The following is a 22,259-nucleotide window of genomic DNA, read 5'->3' on the forward strand; positions in this document are numbered from 1 at the left end:
GCAGGGTCAGAGGCGCCCCCCGCGACGGCGACAGGAACCGCGATGACGACCTCGCAGGACGACGCCCCTGCGCTCGACCGTCGGGCGCTGCGCAAGCTCATGGCCGCCGGGCTCATCGGCAGCTCGATCGAGTGGTACGACTTCTTCATCTACGCCACCGCGGCGGCGCTGGTCTTCGGTGAGCTGTTCTTCCCCAACGCCTCCCCGCTGGTCGGCACGCTGCTGTCCTTCAGCACCTTCTGGGCCGGCTTCGTCGCCCGTCCCATCGGCGGCCTGGTCTTCGGCCACTTCGGGGACAAGGTCGGCCGCAAGCCGGCCCTCGTCACCTGCCTGGTCCTGATGGGGTCGGCGACCTTCCTCATCGGCCTGCTGCCGACGGCCGACTCCATCGGCGTGCTGGCGCCGATCGCCCTGGTCGCGCTGCGGTTCCTGCAGGGCATCGCGGTCGGTGGACAGTGGGGCGGGGTCATCCTCCTGCTCACCGAGAACGCGGGACGCGACCACCAGGGGCGCGCGGGCACCTTCGGGCAGATGGGCGTCCCCATCGGCGTCATCCTGGGCAACGTCGTGTTCCTCGTGGTGAGCGCCACGGTGAGCCCCGAGGCCTTCGTCTCCTGGGGCTGGCGCATCCCGTTCCTGGCCAGCGCCGTGCTGCTCCCCGTCGTCATGTTCATCCAGCTGCGGGTCGAGGACACCCCGGTCTTCCGCCAGCTCCAGGAGCACCACACCAAGGACCCCGAGGAGCAGGTGGCGCAGGCGCCGCTCATGGAGGTCGTGCGCAAGCACCGCAAGCCGGTGCTGCTCGGCGCGGGACTGCTGTTCGGCACCAACGCGATCTTCTACATCAGCATCGCCGGGGTCCTCGACTACGCCACCCGCGACCTCGGCGTCGACCGCGACCAGCTGCTCTCCGTCACGCTCGTGGCGTCGGCGATCTCCGTGTTCGTCATCTACTACAGCGGGAAGGTGTCGGACCGGGTCGGCCGCCGGCCACCGATCCTGCTGGGCGCGGCGGTCATCGCCCTGTGGGCGTTCCCGTTCTTCTGGCTCATCGACACCGGGTCGCTGCCGCTGATCTTCCTCGCGCTCGTCGGCGGGCTGATCGGGTCCTCGCTCACCTACGGGCCCCTGGCCGCCTACCTGGCCGAGCTGTTCGAGCCGCGGATCCGCTACTCGGGGGCCTCGCTGGCCTACCAGCTGGCCGCCATCCTGGTGAGCGGGGCGACGCCGTTCCTCATGGCCGCGCTGCTGGCGGCCACGGGCTCGTCCGCCTCGGTGTCGGCCTACATCGCCCTGATGGGCGCCATCACGTTCGCCGCGGCGTTCGTCCTGCGCGAGACCCGCACCAAGGAGGAGATCCGCCGCGGAGCGGGCGCCGACGCCGGCCGGACGCGGTAGCCGACCGGGGCCCGCCGAGGGCAACAGGCCCGTGTCGCGGCCCGCGGCGCCATGATGTGGCTCCAGCCGGCCGCCCGGGCCCGGCCGCTGCGGTCCGTGGGGTGCCATGAGGGTGTGCTGGTCGGCCGACGGAGACCGTCCCGTGGGCACGGCGCCACGGCGGCGTCGTGACGGTGCGGGTCCTGGCTGCGGGAGGCGCGGCGCCGACCCGTCACCGCGTCGGCGACGGGCGACCGGAGCGTGGACGTGACCACCGTCCGCGGCGCTCTGTGGCTGGGTGCCCTCTCCGTCGTCGCCGTGGCCGTCTACGGGCTCCTCGTCGTGGTGCCCTACTTCGTCAACGGACTCGACCGGTTCCCCCTGGCGGACGTCGCCGTCGGGTACCACGACCCGAAGGACCTCTGGCCCACGACGATCCCCTACGTCGGCGGGTGGCTGCACCTGGCCGGGATGCTGGCGATGGGCCTCGCGCCGATGACGCTCGTGTCCGTGGCCCTGGTGTGCGGCCTCTCGTCGGTGTGGGCCGTCGTGCGCAGGGCGTGGAGCGTCTCTGCCGTGCACGCCGTCGTCGCCGTCGCGTGCGGCGCCGCCACCACCTGGTTCTCGACCCCCTTCGCCGAGGCTCTCGCCGGCTGGCAGATGGACTGAGGCCGCGGCCCGGCCAGTGGTCAGCCGGCGCGGTCGGCCAGCTCCCGGAGCCGGTCGGCCAGGTGCTGCGCCTGCTCCGCGGCCGCCCGCAGCCCGTCGCGGTCAGGCGGTGACGAGACGGGTGGCGAGGGCAGCGACGGGGGCTCGGCCTCCAGGTCGACGTCGAAGGCGATGTCCTCGGCGCGGTGCCAGGTGGCGAACAGCTCCAGCGGCCGGCCGTCCTGGTCCTGGGTCTGCCCCTCGAGCAGCAGCAGGGGAGCGCCGGGCCGGGTCTCCAGCTCCCGTGCGAGGTCGGTGTCGGCGGCGACCGCGCGCACCTGCCGCCGTCCGCCGGTGGGCCGGGCACCGAAGCGCCGGGTGAGCACCTCGTGCAGGGAGGCGTCGGTGAGTTCCTCGGCGGTCAGCCCGGCGCAGCGGGGGAGCGGCAGGGCGGTGCGGATGCGGGCCAGGGGCCGGCCGTCCACCCGCCGCAGCCGCTCCAGCCGCAGCACCCGGTCCCCGCCCAGCCAGCGGTCCTGGGCGGCGGCGGGCTCCTCGGTGAGCGACAGCACCTCGGTGGTGACCGCGAGCCCCTCGGCCGCCATCTGGGCGTAGAGCCCGCTGGCGCGCTGCACCAGGCGGTGGTGCTGCCGGGCCGGCGCCACGATGCTGCCCCGCCCGCGGCTGCGCTCCACCAGCCCCTCGGCCACCAGGGTCGACAGCGCCTGGCGGACCACCGAGCGGGCCACCCCGAACCGCTCCTGCAGGGCGACCTCGCTGTCCAGCGCCGACCCCGGCGGCAGGCGGTGGTCGCGGATCTGCGCGCGCAGGGCGTCGGCCACCTGCACGTGCAGTGGCCGCCCCGCGGCGCGGTCGAGACCCGGCACGGCTCCCGACCCTAGGCGCCCAGCTGGGCGGCCGAGACCTGCGCCGTCTGCCAGACCTGGTCCCAGCCCTGGGCCAGGGCCGCCGCCCGCCGGCAGGACAGCACGAGGCTGCCCTCCCGCGCGATGCCCTGGCCGGCGATGTCGAAGGCGGTGCCGTGGTCCACCGACACCCGCACCACCGGCAGGCCCACGGTGATGTTCACGCCGTCGTCGCCGTAGACGGCCTTGAACGGGGCGTGGCCCTGGTCGTGGTAGCAGACGACCACCATCTCGTACCTCCCCTTGACCGCCGCGGGGATCAGGGCGTCGGCCGGCAGCGGGCCCACGGCGTTGACGCCGTCGGCGCGCACCGCCTCGACCGCCGGGGCCAGCACGTCGGCGTCCTCGTCGCCGAAGATCCGGTTCTCCCCGGCGTGCGGGTTGAGCCCGGCCAGCGCGACCTCGGCGTCGGGCTTGCCGAGGGCACGGGTGAAGGCGCCGGCGAGCCGGAGCACCGCCTCGGTCCGCTCGGGGGTGACCGCCTCGATGGCCTGCCGCAGCGACACGTGCGTGGTCAGGTGGAACAGGTAGAGGTCGCCGGCCGACAGCACCAGGCTGAAGTTGTCCACACCGAACTCGTGCGCGAGCAGCTCGGTGTGGCCGGGCCAGGCGTGCCCGGCCGAGTGCATCGCGGCCTTGTTCAGCGGCGCGGTCACGATGCCGTCGACCGCGCCGGACTTCGCCAGGTCGCAGGCCGCGACGACGAAGCGGTAGGAGCCGTCGCCGGCGACCTCGCTGAGCCGGCCGAGCGGGACCTCGGGCATCGGGTCGCCGACCTGCACCACCTCGACGGTGCCCGGCTCGTTGGCCGCGGTGCGCGGGTCCTCGATCTGCCGGACGGCGCCGGTGTCGCCGCCGACGGCCTGCACCGCCCGGCGGACCGCGCCGACGTCGCCGACGACCACGGGCACGCACTCGGCGCGCAGGTCGTCGTGCCCGAGCAGGGCCTTGGCGGTGATCTCCGGGCCGATGCCGGCGACGTCGCCGATGGTCACGGCGAGCGTGGGCTTGTCCACGACTGTCCTCTCCTCGTGCGTCTGGTCAGGGTCGCCCGGCGGGCGCGACGGCGCGGACGAGGGTGTCCGGGTCGCCGAAACCGCCGGCCTTGGTGGTCACCGGGAGCCCGTCGGCGTCCCCGCCGACGAGCCGGCCGTGCGGGACGCCCTCGGTCACCGCGCCGAGGACCTCGATGCCGGTGCACCCCCACCGGTCCACCAGCGCCCGGGCGCCGTCGCCGCCGGTGACCACGACCCGGCCGAAGGGCCGGTGGGCGTGCAGCCGGGCGACGAGCCCGGCCAGCGAGGCGGCGACCGCGTCGGCGCGGACGCCGGGGGTGCGCTCCTCCGGTGCGGTCACGACGACCAGGCCGGGCACCGGCCCGGTGGGGACGGCGCGCGCGACCCAGGCCGCCCACGCCGCCTCGTCGGCCAGGTCGGCCGCGGCCGGGGTGAGGTGCAGCAGGTCGCCGCCGCACGCCTCGCGCAGGCGGGCCTCCTGCTCGCGGGCGGTGCGGTGCAGCGAGGTGACCAGCACCAGCAGCGGCCCCTCGCCGGACGGCGGCGCGTCGGCGGGGGCGGCGGCCGTCGCGGGGCGCCACCGGTCGGCCAGCGCCCCGGCCAGCCCGGCCGAGCCGGCCGGCACCGCGTCGGGGCCGACCCGCTCGACGGCGTCGGCGAGGCGGGCGAGGTCGGCGTCGTCCCGGGCGTCGACGGTGACCACCCGGGCGGCGCGGCCGGCCGCGGTGAGCGTCGCCGCCAGCGCGGCAGGGTCACCGCCGGGGGGCTGCGGGACGTGCACCGAGCCGGGCAGCAGGTCGGCCAGCCGGGAGGTGGCCACCGGGGTGACCGGGTCGCGCCCGGCCGGGCCCTCCTCCAGGAGGCGGCGGCCGGCCAGCGCGACACCGGCGGCGACCACCCGGTCCATCGCCGGGTAGGCGGGGCAGACGACGGCGAAGGCGGCCGGCCGCACCGCCGACCAGCTCTCCAGCGCGCCGCGCACCTGGGCGGCGACCGAGCCGCGCATCGTGGAGTCCACCTTGACGTAGAGCCGGCCGGCTCCCGAGGCGTGCAGCCGGGTGACGGCGGCGGCGGTCGCCGGGGCCGCGGCGTCGCCGAGGGCCCGGGCGTCGGTGCACTCGGCCAGCACCGCGTCGGCGGGGAGCCGGTCGGCCCCGGGGCGCAGCCGCAGCAGCGTGGGCCAGCCCCGGCGGGCGAACTGCACCGACGTGTCGGTGGCGCCGGTCAGGTCGTCGGCGACGACGCCGATCCGGCTCACCGGCCGCCCCCCGTCGTCCTCCCGTCGGGGTCCGCCGGGTCGGGGGCGGAGACGGTCGCGACCGGGACGTCCACCTCGTCCTCGCTGGTCAGCCCGCCGGCGCGCTTGAGCACGAAGGAGGCGACGATCGGCGCGAGGATCGCGGTGACCAGCGCGGCGGCGGCCACCTGCGCGGTCGCCGTCCCGACGTACTCGGTGAAGCGGGGGTCGGCGGCCGCGACGATCCCCGGGGTGGCGATGGCGTTGCCGGCCGTGGTGGCGGCGGCGAAGCCGATGCCGGCCTTGCGGCCGCGGCGCAGCACGAAGCGGTAGCCGACGTAGACCAGGGAGCCGGTGATGAGGACGACGGCGACGCCGATCGCGATGCCGCCGATGCCGCCGGTGACCACCGCGCCCAGGTCGATGCCGGTGCCCAGGGCGAAGGCGAAGAACGGGATGACGATGTTCGGCACCGGGCGCAGCACCTCGCGCCACTGCGGGTCGAGGTTGCCGACGAGCGCGCCGAGCACGAACGGCACGAGCGCCGCCACCAGGGTGAGCACCGGGATGTCGCCGAGGCCGGAGGCGCCCAGGAACAGCAGGGTGAAGAACGGGCCGTCGTTGATCGCCGAGGCGAGGTAGGCGCCGCGGTCGCGGTTGTCGCCGTACTTGCCGGTGAAGGCCAGCCACAGCCCGCCGTTGCTGTTGTCGAAGGCGGCCAGCAGCCCGAGGATCGACAGCCCCCAGAAGCCGTCGATGCCCACGACCAGCCCCAGCAGCACGATCAGGCCGGCCGGGATCAGGCTCTTGAACAGCAGGATCACGCCGGTGTGTGCCAGCACCGGGCCGCCGGTGCGGAACGTGACCTGGGTGCCCGTGGCGAAGATCAGCAGCGCGATGAGCGGCAGCGCGCTGTCCTGGAACAGCGCGGTGGTGAAGCTGCCGATGCCCAGCGCGCCCGGGGCGAAGGTGCCGAGCACCGAGCCGAGGACCAGCGGGATCAGCATCAGCCCACCGGGGATGCGGTTCATCGTGGCGAACAGGGGCACCCGGGACCGCTCGGTGCCGGACGGGACGGAACTCATGGAGCACTCCTCGGTGCGCAGCACTGCGCCGACGGTTGTGCGTACAAGGTGTCCGTACCGTTGTACACGTCACAGGGCAGCAAGGGAAGACACGGAGGAGGAGGAGAACGAGAGCGCGCGCCACCGGACGAGCTGCCGGTGCGGTCGGCGCACCCCGCGCCGGGCGCGCCGAGGTCGGCGTGGGACGGCCGCCTCGGCAGCCCGGCCTCCCGCTCGAGGCGGGCGCAGCGCCGGGGTGGCGGTCGGGCCCGGGTGCGGCACCTCGACGGTCAGGTCGCGACCGCGGTGCGGGCACGTGCAGGCCCGCCGTCCGGGCCTCACCGGCCGGGACGGTCAGCGGGCGTCAGGGCTCAGTCGCCCCAGGGCACGTAGTCGGTGCCGCCGCCGAGCGCGGTCAGCACGAACATGCCGACGAAGGCCAGCAGGATGAAGGCCACGACCACGCCGAACAGCAGCCAACTGCGGTCCTCGATGCCGCGCTTCTCGGCGGGTGGGGCGGGGGTGCCTGCCGCGTCGGCGGACGGCCGGGGTCCCTCGGCCGGGGCGGGTGGGTGGTCGACGGGTGCGCTCATGGTGACTCCCGAGGCAGGCCGGCCGACGAGGCCGGCGGCCGGACGCCACTGCCCGGCGTCCGGTTCCCACGCTAGGGCGGTGGGGCGTCTCCAGGGCGGGTCGGAGGTCCCACGCGACGGTGACACTGCGCGTCAGCCCTGACGAGCACCGTGACGCCACGCGCGAGGGCGGGGTGGGCAGGTCAGCACGGGGCCGGCGGGCCCCGACCCCGTGCCGGGCGGGCCTACCGTCCGCCGGAGGAGGCCGCCTCCGCCGAGACGGCGGCGGCCGAGGTCGGCATCGGGGAGCGGGCATGGAGCTCACGGCCGGGATGGTGTTCGCCGGCTACCGCGTGGTGCGGCAGCTCGGCGTCGGGGGCATGGGGTCGGTCTACCTCGTGCAGCACCCGCGCCTGCCGCGGCAGGACGCGATGAAGGTCATCCACCCGCACCTGTCCTCCGCCCCCGGTTACGCCGCGCGCTTCGAGCGCGAGGCCGAGCTCGCCTGCAAGCTCGACCACCCGGCGCTGGTGCGGGTGCACGACCGCGGCTGCGACGAGGGCCGGCTGTGGCTGACCATGCAGTTCGTCGACGGCTCCGACGCCGACCAGGTCCTGCGCCGGGAGGGCCCGATGACACCGGCCCGCGCGGTCCGGATCCTGGAGGCGGTCGCCGACGGGCTCGACCACGCCCACGAGATGGGCCTGGTGCACCGTGACGTCAAACCGGCCAACATCCTGCTGTCGAAGGGCGGCGTGACCGGGGAGCGCGCCTTCCTCGGGGACTTCGGCATCGCGCACACCAGCGAGGCCACCCGGCAGCTCACCGACACCGGCGCGCTGCTCGCCAGCCTGCCGTACGCGGCTCCCGAGCAGCTGCTCGAGCGCCCCGTCACCGGCGCGGTCGACGTGTACGCGCTCGGCTGCGTGGTGTTCGAGCTGCTCACCGCGCAGCGGGTGTTCCCCCAGGCCTCGCCGCTGGTCCTCATGGGTGCCGTCCTCGCCGGGCCCCGGCCCGAGACGTGGGACGCGCTGCCGCCCGGCCGCACGGCGCTGCGGGAGGTGCTGCAGCGCGCCCTGGCTGCGGACCCGGCGGACCGCCAGCCCTCCTGCACCGCCCTCGCCGCGGCCGTGCGGGACGCGGTCGCGCCGGTGCCGACGACCGTGGGGCCGACCCCGGTGCCCACCCCGACCCCGGTGCCCACCCCGACCCTGGTGCCCACCCCGGCCCCGGCCGGTCGGGTGCCCACCGCCTCCCACCCCGAGCCCTGGTCGGACCGGTTCCCCCAGTCGTCGCCTCCTCCTCCGGGTCCGCCGTCGTGGCCACCGCAGCCCACGGTCCAGCCGCCGGTCGCTGCCGGCGGGACCTGGAACGGGCCGGGCTGGAACGGGCCGGGGACGACGGACCCCGGCCCGCAGGCCGGGCCGGGCGGCTGGACCGGGGTCCGGTACCCCACCGACCCGTATCCCCACCCCGGCGGCCCGCACCCCAGTGGCCCGCTCCCCAGCGGGCCGTACGCCGGTGGCCCGTATCCCGGTGGCCCACCTCCCGGCGGGTCGCACACCGGTGGTGCGCGAGCGGCCGGGACCGGCTCGCAGGCACCCCGCCGCTGGCCGTGGCTGCTCGCCGTCCTGCTCCTGCTCGCCACGGCGGCGGCCGGTGTCGTCGTCTGGCGGCCGTGGGCGCTCGACCGCCCGGCCTCCCTCGCGGTGGACGCCCGGGCTGAGGGCGTCGAGCTCCGGTGGCAGTCGGTCGAGGGTGCCGCCGCCTACGAGGTGCACCGGGACGGGGTCCTGCTCGACCGGTCGGACGCGACGACGTACGTGGACACCGGGGCGGGCAGCGGAGCCCGCGTGACCTACTCCGTGGCCGCCGTCGCCGAGGACGGTGAGCGCTCGGACCTGACGGCGGGGGAGACGGTGACCAGCGCGCTGCACCCCGTCGGCGACCTCACCGCCGAGGTCGTGATGACCGGCGTGACCCTCTCCTGGACGGGTGTCGACAACGCCGAGCGCTACGAGGTCCGCCGGGGCGACGACGTGCTCGAGCCGAGTGCCGCGGGCTCGTCCTTCCTCGACGAGAACCCGCCCCCGGGCACGCACGACTACTCGGTCGTGGCCGTCGACGAGGACGGTGACGCCCCCGCGTCCACCGCCTCCCTCGTGCAGGAGGTCAGCCCGTGGCTGGCCGCCGCCGACCTCGCGGCGGCCTTCCGCGACCTGGTGCCCGAGGCCCCCGGTCCCGGCGGGTGGGGCGACGCCACGTGCCAGGCGTACGAACCGCGCAGCTCGTCACCGGCCGTCGCGGGGATCGGGTGCACGTACCCGTCGGGCCTCTACCTGGAACTCACCCAGTACCCGGACCAGGCCGCGCTGGACGAGCGGATCGCGCAGCTCGACGCCATCGCCGACCCGTCGGCGCCCCAGGGCATCGACGGCGGCGGGTGGTACCGGCAGAGCCCACCGGGCACCGACCCGGCATGGGAGGCGTGGGGCTTCGTCCAACCCGACCGGCAGCTGATGGAGATCTACGTCGAGTGGGCCGGCCACACGATCGCCGACCTGGACGCGGCCTTCTACAACGTCGCGCCCTACTGACCCCGGTCCCGTGAGGGGACCGGGCGGTCGCGGGACGTGCGCCGGTCAACCGCCGCGCTGGATCTCGGCCTGCACGATGCCGTTCACCGCGGTGCGCAGCGCAGCGCTGGAGGAGTCGCCCTCGGCGAGGGCGGCGCGCGCGTCCTCGGGCAGCAGGCCGGGGTCGACGTCGTCCAGCCAGGTCACGTCGCCGCCGACGGCGCGGCCCACCTGCAGGCCTCCGTCGCCCTTGCGCAGCACGTACCGCTCACCGTCGATGTCGAGTGTCAGGTCGTCGCTCATGGCGGCCACCTACCCCGCGCGGGCCGCCGCACGCACCGCGCAGGATGGCGCCCGTGGACGTCGTCGAGGTGGTCGTCACCGGTCCGGACGCCGACTGGCTGGCCGGGTTCACCCGGACGCTGGTGGAGGAGCGGCTGGCCGCCTGCGGCCACCTGCTGGCCCCGATCCGCTCGGTGTTCCGGTGGGAGGGTCGGGTGCACGACGAGCCGGAGGCGCGGGTCGCGCTGCACACGCGCGCCTCGCTGGTGCCGGCGATCACCGCCCGCACCGCGGAGCTGCACCCCTACGACGTCCCCTGCGTCCTGGCCCTCCCCGTCGCCGGCGGCAGCCCCGAGTACCTGCGCTGGGTGCTCGCCGAGACGCGCGAGCCCTGATCGGGGCACCAGCACCAGCCGGCCGCGCACGTGCCCCTCGCGGCTGCGCCGGTGGGGACCTCACCGACGGGGAGGACGTCGGGCTCCCCCCGTGCGGTGTGGACGACGGCGCGCACGTCAGCCCGGCTCCCCGCGCCGCTTGCGGCGGGCCACGACGAGCAGGTCCACCAGCGCCACCGCGCCGGAGGCGAACAGCACCACCGCCGGCCAGGACGGCAGGTCGGTGCGCAGCCACAGCACGCCGAACACCACGCAGACGACCAGGCCGAAGGCGGCGAGCACGAGGCGCAGGGTGAGCGCCGACTGTGCGGGCGGCGCGCCGAACAGGCCGGCGGTCGGGTCGTGGTGGTCGGGCAGCCCGCGCTCGTAGTCCTCGCGGGTCAGCCGGCGGTGGGGCTCGGTCACGCCCCGGGAGGTACCCGGCCGCGCCGGGCCCATCCGCCGGGGCGGGGGAGCGCCCGCTGGGAGGATGGCCGGGTGACCGTCAGCGACCCCCGGACGATCGACGCCGTCACCCGCTCGGCCGGTGGCCTGCTGGTCCTCGCCGTCACCGAGGACCGGCCCTACACCGCGGAGGACGGCGAGCGGCTGGCCGGGGAGCTGTGGGCCAAGCTCGACGCCTACGGGCAGGCGCTGCGCTCCGGACGGGTGCCCGAGCGCCGGGGCGACGAGCCGGTCGCCGTCGTCCTCGCCCCGGCGACCGAGCCGCCCGACGCCGTCCGGGAGGTGCTCGCGGCCGCCGGGCGGGCGCTGGCCGACGCCGGGGTGACCGTCACCTGGCGGCCGCCGACCCGCCCCGGCCGGGACACCGAGGCGGTGCTGCGCGACCTCGGCGCCGCGCTGCTGGCCGCCGCGCCGGAGGGCGCGACGCGGTTGCGCTACCGCGCGGTCGTCGCCGGCCCGGTGCGCCGCGACGTGCTCACCGCCGACGGGACCCCGGGCGAGCGGTCCCGGGAGGTGGCGGTGCCCGCCGCGGTCCGCGTCGCCGTCGAGGAGCTCAAGCGGGTGATGTGGACGCCCGAGCGCGGCACCTGGCTGGAGACCGACGTGGTCCTCGACCGGGCCGCGCGCCGGCTGCTGCCGTTGTTCAACCACGACCTCGAGCCCGCCGGCCCGCCGCTGCCGGCCGAGGCGCTGGTCGCCGAGCTGCGCAGCTGCCCGCGCCCGGCCGGCGCCGTCCCGGGGTGGGTGGCCGCGCGGATCGGCTGAGCGCCGCCCCGCGGTCCGGGGGCGGAGCGCACTACCCTGGATCGACGTGGCCGCTGACTTCGCCGTCGTCCTGGACGAGCTCGACACGACCCTCGGGAGCATCGAGTCCGTCATCGACGTCGACCGCCTCCGCCGCGAGGTCGCCGAGCTCGAGCAGCAGGCGGCCGCGCCGGACCTCTGGAACGACGTCGAGGCCGCCCAGGCGCTGACCTCCCGGCTGTCCTACCTGCAGGGCGACCTGCGCCGGGTCGAGGAGCTGCGCCGCCGCCTCGACGACGTCGGCGTGCTGCACGAGATGGCCGAGGAGGAGTCCGACGAGGCCACCGCGGCCGAGGCCGAGCGCGAGCTCGCGGCGCTGCGCAAGGAGATCGACGAGCTCGAGGTCCGCACGCTGCTCAACGGCGAGTACGACTCCCGCGAGGCGCTGGTCACCATCCGCTCGGAGGCCGGGGGCGTCGACGCGGCCGACTTCGCCGAGATGCTCATGCGGATGTACCTGCGCTGGGCCGAGCGGCACCGCTACGCCGTCGAGGTCTACGACACCTCCTACGCCGAGGAGGCCGGCATCAAGTCGGCCACCTTCGCGGTCAAGCAGCCCTACGCCTACGGCACGCTGTCGGTCGAGCAGGGCACCCACCGGCTGGTGCGCATCTCGCCGTTCGACAACCAGGGCCGCCGGCAGACGTCGTTCGCCGGCGTCGAGGTGCTGCCCGTCGTCGAGCAGACCGACCACGTGGAGATCCCGGAGAACGAGATCCGCATCGACGTCTTCCGGTCCTCGGGCCCGGGCGGGCAGAGCGTGAACACCACCGACTCCGCCGTCCGGATCACCCACCTGCCCACCGGCATCGTGGTGTCCTGCCAGAACGAGAAGAGCCAGATCCAGAACCGGGCGGCCGCCATGCGCGTGCTCCAGGCGCGGCTGCTGGCCAAGCGGCAGGAGGAGCAGCGCGCCGCGATGGACGCGCTCAAGGGCGAGGGCTCCAGCTGGGGCAACCAGATGCGCTCCTACGTGCTGCACCCCTACCAGATGGTCAAGGACCTGCGCACCGAGCAGGAGACCGGCAACACCGCGGCCGTCCTCGACGGCGACATCGACGGCTTCATCGAGGCGGGCATCCGCTGGCGCCGGCAGCAGGAGACGGTCGCCGCGAACTGAGGGAGGACCCCCGGGCGGGGGCGCCGCCCCACCCTCGGCGCAGGAGACGCGCCCGGTGCGTCCCGTGGCGAACGGGTCGTCGAGAGCCTCCGGCGAGGTACCGTGGCGCCTCGTGATCGAACTGCAACACGTCACCAAGCTCTACCCGGCCAGCGGCCGGCCGGCCCTCGATGACGTGTCGACGGAGATCGACAAGGGCGAGTTCGTCTTCCTCATCGGGTCCTCGGGCTCGGGCAAGTCGACCTTCCTGCGCCTCCTGCTGAAGGAGGACGACCCGACCCGCGGCACGGTCGTCGTCAACGGCAAGACGCTGAACACGATGAGCAAGTGGCAGGTGCCCAAGCTGCGCCGGACGATGGGCTGCGTCTTCCAGGACTTCCGGCTGCTGCGCAACCGCACCGTGGCCGAGAACGTCGCCTTCGCCCTCGAGGTCATCAACAAGCCGCACCGCACCATCAAGCGCGTCGTCCCCGAGGTGCTGGAGATGGTCGGCCTGGAGGGCAAGGCCGCCCGGCTGCCGCACGAGCTCTCCGGTGGTGAGCAGCAGCGGGTGGCGATCGCCCGCGCGTTCGTCAACCGGCCGCTGGTGCTCCTGGCCGACGAGCCCACCGGCAACCTCGACCCGGAGACCAGCGAGGGGATCATGCTGCTGCTGGAGCGGATCAACCGCACCGGCACCACGGTGATCATGGCGACGCACGACTACCACATCGTCGACTCGATGCGCCGCCGCGTGATCGAGCTCAACGGCGGCCAGATCACCCGCGACCAGACCCGCGGCGTCTACGGCGTCGGCCGCTAGGTCCCCCTCCCACCGACGACCTGCACCTCACGCAAGGGAACCCATGCGCGTCAACTTCGTCCTCTCCGAGGTGGCCACCGGGCTGCGTCGCAACCTGACCATGACGGTCGCGATGATCCTGACCACGGCCATCTCGCTCGGCCTGATGGGCACCGGCCTGCTCATCGCCGGGATGATCTCCGACATGAAGGAGATCTACTACGACAAGGTGCAGGTCTCCATCTTCCTGGCCGACGACGTCACCGACGAGCAGCGCAGCGCGATCGAGGCCCAGCTGTCGGACTCGCCGGAGGTGGCCGCCTACATCTACGAGTCCAAGGAGGAGGCCTACGAGCGCTTCCGGCAGCAGTTCTCCCAGCAGCCCGAGCTGGTCGAGAACACGCCGCCGGACGCGCTGCCGGAGAGCTTCCGGGTCGAGCTGGTCAACCCCGAGCGCTACCCGGTCGTGGCCGAGCAGTTCCCCAACGGGCAGAACGGCGTCGACCAGGTGCGCGACGAGGGCGACTTCCTCGACCGCCTGTTCAGCCTGCTCAACGGCGCCCGCAACGCGACGATCGCGGTGGCCGTCGTCCAGGCGCTGGCGGCGCTGCTGCTGATCTCCAACACCATCCAGCTGGCGGCCTTCAACCGGCGCAACGAGACCAACATCATGCGGCTGGTCGGCGCCTCGCGCTGGTACACCCAGCTGCCGTTCATCCTCGAGGCCGCGCTGGCCGGGCTGATCGGCGCGCTGCTCGCCGTCGGCGGCCTGGTGCTGACCAAGGTGCTCTTCGTCGACAAGACGCTGGCCGGGCCGATCAAGGCCGGGATCATCCCGCCGGTCGACTGGGGCGCCATCGCCACGATCGCCCCCGTCATCGCCGCCGCCGGTGTGGGCCTGGCCGCGGTCGCCGCCTACGTGACGCTGCGCCTCTACGTCCGACTGTGACACCGTCGGCCTGCCGGCCGACACCCGTCCGGTGCCGTCCCCCGGGCGCGGCGGGCGGCCACCGGGGGTAGGGGAGCGGCATGACGACGACGGCCGGTGCCACCGCGGACGACCTCGACACCGGCCGGGCCGACGTCCGGCCGGCGCTGCGACGGCTCGGGGAGGTCGGCGCGTTCGGCGCGGACGACGACGACCCGACCGAGGCGCTGCTGGCCTCGGTGCGGATGCTCCGTCGGCTCGCGGCGGTGTCGCTGGCCACCGCGTTCGCCGCCTGGTCGCAGCGGATGGTGCTCGAGTACCTCCGCTGCTGCCCGCCGCCCGCGCCGCTGGACGGCCTGGTCGCGCAGGTGCGCGCGGGCACCGTGCCCGGCGCGACCGCGCTCGCGCCCGCGGTCGCCGACCTCGCCGGCACCGGCACGCTCCCGGTCGCGGCCGTCCGCGACGGCACGGGCTGGCGGCTGTCGGGCACCGTCGGCTGGGCGTCGAACCTCTTCGACGACGCGGTCGTCGTCGTCCCCGCCCGCACGGCCGACGAGGGCCGCCTGGTCGTGCTGTTCCGGCGCACCGACCCCGGCGTGACGCCGACCGGGCCGCACGACACGCTGGGCCTGCGCGGCACCGGCACGGGCGGGCTGCACCTCGACGGCCTCGCCGTCGGCCCGGCGCAGGTGCTCAGCGACGACCTGACCGCCTTCATGGCGGTGTGCCGCCCGGCGATGCTGCTGCTGCAGACCGCACTCGCCCTCGGCCTCGCCGACGCCGCGCTGTCCGCGGCGCAGGAGCACCTGCCGGCCGTCCTCCGGGCCGACGGCGACGCCCTCGGCGAACGCCGCGACGACGTCGCCCGGCGGCTGGAGGACCTCGCCGGCGACCGGGTGGGCGTCGGCCCCGGCGACCTCGCCCGGCTGCGGCTGGCCGCGCTCGACGTCGCCTCCGAGGCGGTGCGGCTGGAGACCGCGGTCGCCGGTGGGGCGGGGTACCTGGCCGGCAGCGCCACCGCCCGCCGCGTGCGGGAGGTGGCGTTCCTGCCCGTGCAGGCCCCCACGTACGGGCAGCTCCGGCGCGAGATCACCGCCGCGGGGCCCCGGCAGTAACCTGGGGTCCATGCCGCGGGAACAGGGGCGCAAGCTGATCGCCCAGAACAAGAAGGCGCGGCACGACTACTCGATCCTCGACACCTACGAGGTCGGCCTGGTGCTCACCGGCACCGAGGTCAAGAGCCTGCGGGCCGGCCGCGCGTCGCTGGTCGACGGCTTCGCCACCGTCGACGACGGCGAGGTGTGGCTGCAGCACGTGCACATCCCCGAGTACACGCAGGGGACCTGGACCAACCACGCCCCGCGGCGCAAGCGCAAGGTGCTCATGCACCGCGAGGAGATCGACAAGCTGATCGGCAAGACCCGCGAGGGCGGCCTGACGCTGGTGCCGCTGGAGCTGTACTTCAAGGACGGCAAGGTCAAGGCGACCCTCGCGCTGGCCAAGGGCAAGAAGTCCTACGACAAGCGGCACGACCTGGCCGAGCGCGACTCCCGCCGGGAGATCCAGCGCGCCTTCGGCCGCTACGTGAAGGGACGGCGGTAGGTGCGCGGTGTCGCCCTCGACGAGTTCGGCGGGCCCGAGGTCCTGAGCCTGCGCGACGACCTGCCCGACCCGCCCGTCGGCCCCGACACCGTGCGGGTGCGGGTGCGGGCCAGCGCCGTCAACCCGGTCGACGTGCTGATCCGGGAGGGCGGGCTGGCCGGCGCGTTCCCGCACCACTTCCCGATCGTCCCGGGCTGGGACGTCGCCGGGGTGGTCGAGGTGGCCGGCCCCGCGGTGACCGCCTTCGCCGCCGGCGACGAGGTCTACGGCTACGTGCGCCGCGACGACGTGCAGTGGGGGACGGCGGCCGAGCTGGTGCCCGCCCCGCAGCGCTGCCTGGCGCACAAGCCCTCCTCGCTGTCGTTCGCCGAGGCCGCCGGGGTGCCGCTGGCCGGGATGACCGCCTACCAGGCGCTCACCGAGGCGCTCGAGGTGAGCGAGGGCGAGCGGGTGCTGGTGCACCGCGCGGCCGGCGGCGTCGGGTTCTTCGCCGTGCAGATCGCCGTCGCGCTCGGCGCGCACGTGATCGGTACCGCGAGCCCGCGCAACCACGGCTTCCTCACCGACGCCGGGGTGGCCGAGGTGCTCGACTACTCCGCCGGGCCGCCGAGCGGGCAGCTGTCCGAGCCGGTCGACGCCGTCCTCGACCTGGTCGGCGGGGACACCCTGGCCGACGCGCCGCGGCAGGTCCGCGACCCCGCGCGCATCGCCAGCGTCGTCGACCCCTCGGTGCGCGCGCTGGGCGGGCGCTACGTGTTCGTGCGCCCCGAGCACGAGCACCTCGAGGAGCTCGCCCGGATGGCCGACGCCGGCCAGCTGCGGGTGCCGGTGGCGCGGGCGTTCCCGCTGGAGCGCCTGGCCGAGGCGCAGGAGCTGGTCTCCGGCGGGCACGTGCGCGGCAAGGTCGTCGTCACGCTGGACCCGTGAGCGTCCCGCCGCCGGCCGGCGACGCCGACGTCCCGCGGTTCTGGCGGGAGCTGGGGCTGCCCGGCCTCGTCGACGTGCACGTGCACTTCCTCCCGGCCCCGGTGCAGGCGAAGGTGTGGGCCTACTTCGAGGCCGCCGAGACGCACTACGGCGCCGCGTGGCCGGTGCACTACGCGCTGCCCGAGGACGAGCGGCTCGCCGTCCTCGCCCGGCTCGGCGTGCGCGCCTTCCCGACGCTGCCCTACCCGCACAAGCCCGGGATGGCCGCCTGGCTCAACGACTGGTCGCACGGGTTCGCCGCCGCCCACCCGCAGGTGCTGTCCTCGGCGACGTTCTTCCCCGAGCCGGAGGCGCCGCACTACGTGGCCGAGGCGCTCGACCGCGGCGTGCGGGTGTTCAAGGTGCACGTGCAGGTGGGCGCCTTCGACCCGCGCGACCCGCTGCTCGACCCGGTCTGGGCGCGGCTGGCCGAGACCGGGACGCCGGTGGTCATCCACTGCGGGTCCGGCCCGCTGCGCGGCGAGCACACCGGGCCGGCCCCGATGACCGGCCTCCTGGAGCGCCACCCGCGGCTGCAGCTGGTGATCGCCCACCTGGGCATGCCCGAGTACCGCGAGTTCCTCGACCTGGCCGAGCGGTACGAGCGGGTGCACCTGGACACCACCATGTTCGCCACCGACTTCACCGAGCGGCTGATGCCCTTCGACCCCGCCGACCGGCCGCGGCTGGCCGCGCTGCGGGACCGGGTGCTGCTCGGCAGCGACTTCCCGTCCATCCCGTACCCCTACGCCGAGCAGCTCGCGGCGCTGTCCCGGCTCGACCTCGGCGACGACTGGCTGCGCGCGGTGCTGTGGCACAACGGCGCCCGCCTGTTCGGGGTGGCCGCGTGAGGCTCGCCGCCGCCGTCCTCGGGACGCCGGACCCGCGCGCCCTGGCCCGCTTCTACCAGCGGCTGCTCGGCTGGCCGCTGCGCGACGACCAGGAGGACTGGGCGGCGCTGCGCCCGGCCGGCGGCGGCACCGGGCTGTCGTTCCAACGGGAACGCGACCACGTGCCACCGGTCTGGCCGCCGGAGCCGGACACCCAGCAGATCCAGGTGCACCTCGACCTGGAGGTCGACGACCTGGACGCGGCCTGCGCGCTCGCCGAGGACGCCGGCGCCCGGCGGATCGGCGGCTACACCGAGCCGCACGAGGACGTGCGCGTCTACGCCGACCCCGACGGCCACCCGTTCTGCCTGTTCGTGCGGCTGGAAAACGGGTCGCCGCCGTCCGGGGACGCCGCCTAGCCTGACCCGCCGTGCCCGACGTGCTCCCCGCCGACGTGACCGGCCTCCCCGCGGACCTGACCGCCCGCCCGCTCACCCTCGACGACGCCCCGGCCGCGGCCGAGCTGCTGGAGGCGGCCGAGGCCGTCGACGACACCGGCGAGCACGAGGACGCCGACGACCTGGCCGAGTGGTGGGGCCGCGGGCTCGTCGACCTGCCCCGCGACGGCCGCGCCGTGGTCACCGGCGACGGCACGCTGGTGGCCTGGGCGACGTCGATCTCCCAGCGCTCCGGCCGGGAGGCGCTGCGGGTCTGGGCCGAGGGCCGGGTGCACCCCGCCTGGCGCGGGCGCGGCATCGGCGCGGCGCTGGTCGACTGGCAGGTGCGCCGCGGCACCGAGCAGCACGCGGAGTTCGCCCCGCCCGGCCTGCCGGGACGGCTGGTGGCCAGCGCCTGGCCCTCGATGACCCCGCTGGCGCGGCTCCTGGAGCGCCGCGGCTTCGCGGTCGAGCGGCTGTTCGCCTCGATGCAGCGCCCGCTCGAGGACCTGCCCGCCGCCGTCGCGCCCGCGGGGATCGAGCTGGTGCCCTTCACCTGGGACCGCGACGACGAGGTGCGCCGCGCGCACAACGCCGCGTTCACCGAGCACCACGGCTCCACCGAGCGCGACGAGACGGCCTGGCGCACCTGGTTCACCGGCGTGAAGGCCTTCCGGCCCGACCTGTCGGTGCTGGCCCTGGCCGACGGCGTCGTCGCGGGGTACGCCCTCGGGTACGTCTACGACGCCGACACCCGCGCGACCGGGGTCCGCACCCTCCACCTCGGCCAGATCGGCGTGCTCCCGGGAGCCCGCGGGCGGGGCGTGGCGGGCGCGACCATCGCCGCCGCGCTGGCCGCCGGTGCGGCCGACGGCTGCGGGCGGGCCGCGCTCGACGTCGACACCGAGAACACCACCGGCGCGTTCGCGCTCTACGAGCGGGTCGGCTTCCGGGTGGCGCGCACCCACCACTCCTGGGCGTACCCGGTCCCGCCGCGGGGTGCTCGCTAGGGTCGCCGGCATGGTCAGCGTCGATCAGCCCGCCTCCCCGGATCCCGCCCTGGCCGGGCGCGCACACCGCGCCGTCGAGCCGCTGCACAACCACGTGTACTTCGTGTCGGAGACCGAGGAGCACCTCACCGCGGCCGGCCTGCGCCCGGGGCGGATGGTCTACTTCGCCGGCCGGGCGGCCCCCATGGGCGCGGTCGGCCCGGGCGTGGTGACGGCGACCTTCTCGAACTTCTCCCCGGCGGTCGTCGCCCGGCACGTCCCCCGCGCGTGGACGCTGGCCGCCCCGGAGCAGGTGGTCGCCGCCCGCGCCGCCGCCGCCCGCGCCTCGCTGACCCGGCTGCTCGGCGGGGAGCAGGCCGCGGCCGCACCGGAGGTGGCCGAGCTCGGCGACCTGCTCGCCGACGCCTGCTCGGTGCTGACCGCCGAGGGCCGCCCGCTCTACGCCGGCCACGCCGACCTGCCCTGGCCCGAGGACCCGGTCACCCGGCTCTGGCACGCCGCCACGCTGCTGCGGGAGTGGCGGGGCGACGCGCACGTCGCCGTCCTCGTGCGGCACGGCCTGTCGGGCATGGAGGCGCTGCAGACCCACGTCGCCACCGGCCGGGCCTTCCTCGAGCCGGTCGCCCAGACGCTGCGCGGGTGGACCGACGACGAGTGGGCCGCCGGCTGGTCCCGGCTGGCCGAGCGCGGGCTGGTCACCGGCCGCGCGCTGACCGAGGCGGGCCAGCGGCTGCGCGCCGAGCTGGAGGCCGAGACCGACGCGCTGTCGACCGCCCCGTGGCAGCACCTCGGGCCCGAGCGGACCGCCCGCGCCACCGCGCTCGGCAAGCAGCTGTCGGGCACCATCGTCGCGGCCGGCGCCTACCCGGCCGGGGTCTTCGCCGGCCGGTGACCGCCCGGCTGCCCGACGGACCCGACGACGGGCCGGCCGCCGAGCTGCTGCGCGCCCGCCGCGGCGGCGTGCTGACCACGCTCGACCGGCTGCTGCTGCACAGCCCGCCGGTGGCGGAGGGCTGGAACGCGCTGCTGGGCGCGCTGCGCGGGGCCACCACGCTGCCCGCCGACCTGCGCGAGCTCGTCGTCCTGCGGGTCGCGGTCCTCAACGCGGCGGAGTTCGAGTGGACCTCCCACGCGCCCATCGCCCGCCGCGCCGGGCTCACCGACCTGCACCTGCGGGTGCTGCGCACGGCCGACGCCACCGCCGAGCCGGTGTGGTCGCCGGTGCAGGCCGCCGTCCTCGCCTTCACCGACGCCTCCACCCGCCACGTCGCCGTCCCCGACGAGGTCTTCGCGGCGGTGCGGGAGCACCTCGACGACCGGCAGGTCGTCGAGCTCGCGGTGCTGGTCGGCGGCTACGGGATGGTGTCCCGGTTGCTCGTCGCCCTCGCCGTCCCCCCGTCGGACGGGGAGGTTCCCGGCTGAGCCGTTCCTCCCTATGGTCTGGGTCACAGTCCAGGGGAGGCGTCATGACCACGACCGACCGCCGGCCCGGCTCCGGGCAGCCCACCGACGTCGACGCCGCGTTCCGCGGCTCCGCCACCTACCGCAGCCTCGGTGAGCAGACGCTCAGCCCGGCCGAGGAACGGTTCGAGAAGGGCCGGCGCACCGTCGGGCTGTTCCTCGCCCCGCTGGTGACGATCGTCTTCGCGCTGCTCCCGCTGGGCATGGAGAGCCAGCAGCAGCTGCTGGCCGCCATCCTGCTCGGCGTCATCGTCCTGTGGATCACCGAGCCGGTACCCATCCCGATCGGCGGCCTGATCGGGGTCGGCGCCATCGTCGTCCTCGGGGTGGTGCCCGCCGACGAGGCCGTGGGCCCGTTCGGGTCGACCACGGTGTTCACCTTCATCGGCGCGTTCATCCTGGCCGCGGCGATGCTCAAGCACGGCGTCGCGCGGCGCTTCGCGATGGCCATCCTGTCGCTGCGCTGGGTCGGCGCCTCGACCGCGCGGGTGGTCATCGCCTTCGGGGTGATCACCGCGCTGCTGTCGGCGTTCGTGTCCAACACCGCCACGGTGGCCATGCTGCTGCCGACGGCCCTGGGCATCCTCACGGTCATCGCCAAGCTGCTGCAGGACAAGCAGCTGGTGGCGCCGGACTTCGACCCGCTGCGGCTGCGCATCGGTGTCGCGCTGATGCTGATGCTGGCCTACGGCGCGAGCGTCGGCGGCCTGATCACGCCCGTCGGGACCCCGCCGAACCTGATCGGCCGCGGGCTGATCGAGGAGGCGACGGGGGAGCGGATCGGGTTCCTGCAGTGGATGCTCATGGCGCTGCCGATCTGCGCGCTCATGTTCGTGGCGCTGGCCGCCGTCCTGCTGCTGCTCAACAAGCCGGAGATCCGGCGGATCGAGGGCGTGCACGAGTACGTCGAGGCCGAGCGCGCCCAGCTCGGCCCGGTGACGCGGGCGGAGAAGAACACGCTGGTCGCCTTCGGCGTCACGGTGTCGCTGTGGATCTTCCCCGGCGTCATCGCGCTGACCGCCGGCACCGACTCCGCGCTCTACGAGACGATCAGCGGGCGGATCAACGAGGGCATCGTCGCCGTCCTCGGCGCCTCGCTGCTGTTCCTGCTGCCCACCGACTGGAAGCGCCGGGAGTTCACCCTCAACTGGTCCGACGCCGCGACGATCGACTGGGGCACGGTCCTGCTGTTCGGCACCGGGATCATCTTCGGCTCGCTGCTCGCCGACACCGGCCTGGCCGAGACCATCGGCAACGCCTCGGCGGACACCCTCGGGCTGACCAGCACCTTCGCCATCACGATCTTCGCGGTCATCCTGGCGATCATCATCTCGGAGACGACCTCGAACACCGCCTCCGCGGCGGTCGTGGTTCCGATCATCATCCCGGTGGCGGTGGCCGCGGGGATCAACCCGTTCGTGCCGGCGCTGGCGGCGACGTTCGCGGCGTCCTTCGGCTTCATGCTACCGGTGTCGACGCCGCAGAACGCGATCGTCTACGGCTCCGGCGTCGTGCCGATCACCAAGATGATCCGCTCGGGGATCTCGTTCGACGTCCTCGGCGCGCTGCTGATCGTCGTGCTGCTGCCGCTGATGGTGGGGCTCGTCCTCGACGTGTGAACGGGGGGTGGACGGAGGGGGAAGTCATCCGCTCCGGGGAGGCCGCGGCCGGCACCGCGTGCCACGATGGACGACGGCCCGCGCGACGCCGGCCGCCACCGACGGGAGGGAGGGAGAGCGCCGTGCGCAGCGAACCCCCCAGTCCCAGTCCCGTGGTCCTCGTC

24 protein-coding genes are annotated in these 22,259 nt (G+C 75.3%); 17 read left to right on the forward strand and 7 right to left on the reverse strand.

The window, feature by feature from the left end; translation table 11 throughout:
* Positions 1 to 42: 42 nt before the first annotated feature.
* Together BMZ33_RS19480 and BMZ33_RS19485 are read left to right on the forward strand one after the other, a co-directional pair.
* Positions 43 to 1,398 carry an MFS transporter gene (locus BMZ33_RS19480; protein WP_091115042.1) on the forward strand — a complete coding sequence of 452 codons (1,356 nt, stop codon included), beginning with the start codon at positions 43 to 45 and terminating at the stop codon, positions 1,396 to 1,398.
* A gap of 246 nt (positions 1,399 to 1,644) precedes the next feature.
* Positions 1,645 to 2,046 carry a hypothetical protein gene (locus tag BMZ33_RS19485; RefSeq protein ID WP_136697361.1) on the forward strand — a complete coding sequence of 134 codons (402 nt, stop codon included), beginning with the start codon at positions 1,645 to 1,647 and terminating at the stop codon, positions 2,044 to 2,046.
* 20 nt (positions 2,047 to 2,066) lie between these two features.
* Here BMZ33_RS19485 and BMZ33_RS19490 read toward each other — a convergent pair whose 3' ends face one another.
* From BMZ33_RS19490 to BMZ33_RS19510, 5 genes are all read right to left on the reverse strand, one after another.
* Positions 2,067 to 2,912 carry a GntR family transcriptional regulator gene (locus BMZ33_RS19490; protein WP_091115050.1) on the reverse strand — a complete coding sequence of 282 codons (846 nt, stop codon included), beginning with the start codon at positions 2,910 to 2,912 and terminating at the stop codon, positions 2,067 to 2,069.
* Positions 2,913 to 2,923: 11 nt separating this feature from the next.
* Entirely contained in the window at positions 2,924 to 3,967 is a 1,044-nt protein-coding gene (pdxA, locus tag BMZ33_RS19495) for a 4-hydroxythreonine-4-phosphate dehydrogenase PdxA (RefSeq protein WP_091115054.1), read from the reverse strand.
* A gap of 25 nt (positions 3,968 to 3,992) precedes the next feature.
* Entirely contained in the window at positions 3,993 to 5,225 is a 1,233-nt protein-coding gene (locus BMZ33_RS19500) for a four-carbon acid sugar kinase family protein (protein WP_091115055.1), read from the reverse strand.
* Positions 5,222 to 6,289, reverse strand: a complete 1,068-nt coding sequence (locus BMZ33_RS19505) for a 2-keto-3-deoxygluconate permease (RefSeq protein WP_169064588.1) — start codon at positions 6,287 to 6,289, stop codon at positions 5,222 to 5,224. The genes BMZ33_RS19500 and BMZ33_RS19505 overlap by 4 nt, the downstream gene beginning before the upstream one ends.
* 350 nt (positions 6,290 to 6,639) lie before the next feature.
* Positions 6,640 to 6,861, reverse strand: coding sequence for a hypothetical protein (locus BMZ33_RS19510; RefSeq protein ID WP_091115059.1), 222 nt, complete (start codon positions 6,859 to 6,861; stop codon positions 6,640 to 6,642).
* Positions 6,862 to 7,154: 293 nt separating this feature from the next.
* On the opposite strand from BMZ33_RS19510, the gene BMZ33_RS19515 reads away from it, so the two are divergent.
* The gene (locus tag BMZ33_RS19515; RefSeq protein WP_091115063.1) at positions 7,155 to 9,437 is read left to right on the forward strand and encodes a serine/threonine-protein kinase; all 2,283 of its coding nucleotides are present in this window, start codon (positions 7,155 to 7,157) and stop codon (positions 9,435 to 9,437) included.
* Positions 9,438 to 9,482: 45 nt separating this feature from the next.
* Here BMZ33_RS19515 and BMZ33_RS19520 read toward each other — a convergent pair whose 3' ends face one another.
* Positions 9,483 to 9,719, reverse strand: a complete 237-nt coding sequence (locus BMZ33_RS19520) for a hypothetical protein (protein WP_136697362.1) — start codon at positions 9,717 to 9,719, stop codon at positions 9,483 to 9,485.
* Positions 9,720 to 9,772: 53 nt separating this feature from the next.
* Between BMZ33_RS19520 and cutA the strand changes: the two genes are divergently transcribed.
* On the forward strand, positions 9,773 to 10,093 hold the full coding sequence (gene cutA, locus BMZ33_RS19525; protein ID WP_169064589.1) for a divalent-cation tolerance protein CutA: 321 nt from the start codon (positions 9,773 to 9,775) through the stop codon (positions 10,091 to 10,093).
* A gap of 117 nt (positions 10,094 to 10,210) precedes the next feature.
* Here cutA and BMZ33_RS19530 read toward each other — a convergent pair whose 3' ends face one another.
* A complete protein-coding gene (locus BMZ33_RS19530) occupies positions 10,211 to 10,498 on the reverse strand; it encodes a DUF6343 family protein (protein WP_169064590.1) in 288 nt (95 codons plus the stop codon).
* A gap of 72 nt (positions 10,499 to 10,570) precedes the next feature.
* Between BMZ33_RS19530 and BMZ33_RS19535 the strand changes: the two genes are divergently transcribed.
* The 13 genes from BMZ33_RS19535 (at position 10,571) to BMZ33_RS19595 (ending at position 22,095) form a co-directional block, all read left to right on the forward strand.
* On the forward strand, positions 10,571 to 11,302 hold the full coding sequence (locus BMZ33_RS19535; protein WP_091115075.1) for a hypothetical protein: 732 nt from the start codon (positions 10,571 to 10,573) through the stop codon (positions 11,300 to 11,302).
* Between the two features lie 46 nt (positions 11,303 to 11,348).
* A complete protein-coding gene (prfB, locus tag BMZ33_RS19540) occupies positions 11,349 to 12,461 on the forward strand; it encodes a peptide chain release factor 2 (protein ID WP_091115077.1) in 1,113 nt (370 codons plus the stop codon).
* Positions 12,462 to 12,573: 112 nt separating this feature from the next.
* Positions 12,574 to 13,263, forward strand: a complete 690-nt coding sequence (gene ftsE, locus BMZ33_RS19545) for a cell division ATP-binding protein FtsE (protein WP_091115079.1) — start codon at positions 12,574 to 12,576, stop codon at positions 13,261 to 13,263.
* 43 nt (positions 13,264 to 13,306) lie between these two features.
* Positions 13,307 to 14,191 (forward strand): permease-like cell division protein FtsX, encoded by an 885-nt coding sequence (gene ftsX, locus BMZ33_RS19550; protein WP_091115082.1) that lies wholly within the window; start codon positions 13,307 to 13,309, stop codon positions 14,189 to 14,191.
* 80 nt (positions 14,192 to 14,271) lie between these two features.
* Positions 14,272 to 15,285 carry an acyl-CoA/acyl-ACP dehydrogenase gene (locus BMZ33_RS19555; protein ID WP_091115084.1) on the forward strand — a complete coding sequence of 338 codons (1,014 nt, stop codon included), beginning with the start codon at positions 14,272 to 14,274 and terminating at the stop codon, positions 15,283 to 15,285.
* 10 nt (positions 15,286 to 15,295) lie between these two features.
* A complete protein-coding gene (gene smpB, locus BMZ33_RS19560; RefSeq protein WP_091115086.1) occupies positions 15,296 to 15,772 on the forward strand; it encodes an SsrA-binding protein SmpB in 477 nt (158 codons plus the stop codon).
* Positions 15,773 to 16,699, forward strand: a complete 927-nt coding sequence (locus tag BMZ33_RS19565) for an NADP-dependent oxidoreductase (RefSeq protein WP_091115088.1) — start codon at positions 15,773 to 15,775, stop codon at positions 16,697 to 16,699.
* Positions 16,696 to 17,589 (forward strand): amidohydrolase family protein, encoded by an 894-nt coding sequence (locus BMZ33_RS19570; protein WP_091115089.1) that lies wholly within the window; start codon positions 16,696 to 16,698, stop codon positions 17,587 to 17,589. The genes BMZ33_RS19565 and BMZ33_RS19570 overlap by 4 nt, the downstream gene beginning before the upstream one ends.
* On the forward strand, positions 17,586 to 17,987 hold the full coding sequence (locus tag BMZ33_RS19575) for a VOC family protein (RefSeq protein ID WP_091115091.1): 402 nt from the start codon (positions 17,586 to 17,588) through the stop codon (positions 17,985 to 17,987). Before BMZ33_RS19570 ends, BMZ33_RS19575 begins: the two co-directional genes overlap by 4 nt.
* A gap of 11 nt (positions 17,988 to 17,998) precedes the next feature.
* Positions 17,999 to 19,015, forward strand: a complete 1,017-nt coding sequence (locus BMZ33_RS19580) for a GNAT family N-acetyltransferase (RefSeq protein WP_169064591.1) — start codon at positions 17,999 to 18,001, stop codon at positions 19,013 to 19,015.
* Between the two features lie 10 nt (positions 19,016 to 19,025).
* Positions 19,026 to 19,907, forward strand: coding sequence for an SCO6745 family protein (locus tag BMZ33_RS19585; protein WP_091115093.1), 882 nt, complete (start codon positions 19,026 to 19,028; stop codon positions 19,905 to 19,907).
* Complete coding sequence (locus tag BMZ33_RS19590) at positions 19,904 to 20,437, forward strand: carboxymuconolactone decarboxylase family protein (protein WP_169064592.1); 534 nt, start codon at positions 19,904 to 19,906, stop codon at positions 20,435 to 20,437. Before BMZ33_RS19585 ends, BMZ33_RS19590 begins: the two co-directional genes overlap by 4 nt.
* Positions 20,438 to 20,481: 44 nt before the next feature.
* On the forward strand, positions 20,482 to 22,095 hold the full coding sequence (locus BMZ33_RS19595) for an SLC13 family permease (RefSeq protein WP_091115095.1): 1,614 nt from the start codon (positions 20,482 to 20,484) through the stop codon (positions 22,093 to 22,095).
* Positions 22,096 to 22,259: the final 164 nt, after the last annotated feature.

It is taken from the genome of Geodermatophilus dictyosporus, from assembly GCF_900115505.1.
Lineage (GTDB): Bacteria > Actinomycetota > Actinomycetes > Mycobacteriales > Geodermatophilaceae > Geodermatophilus > Geodermatophilus dictyosporus.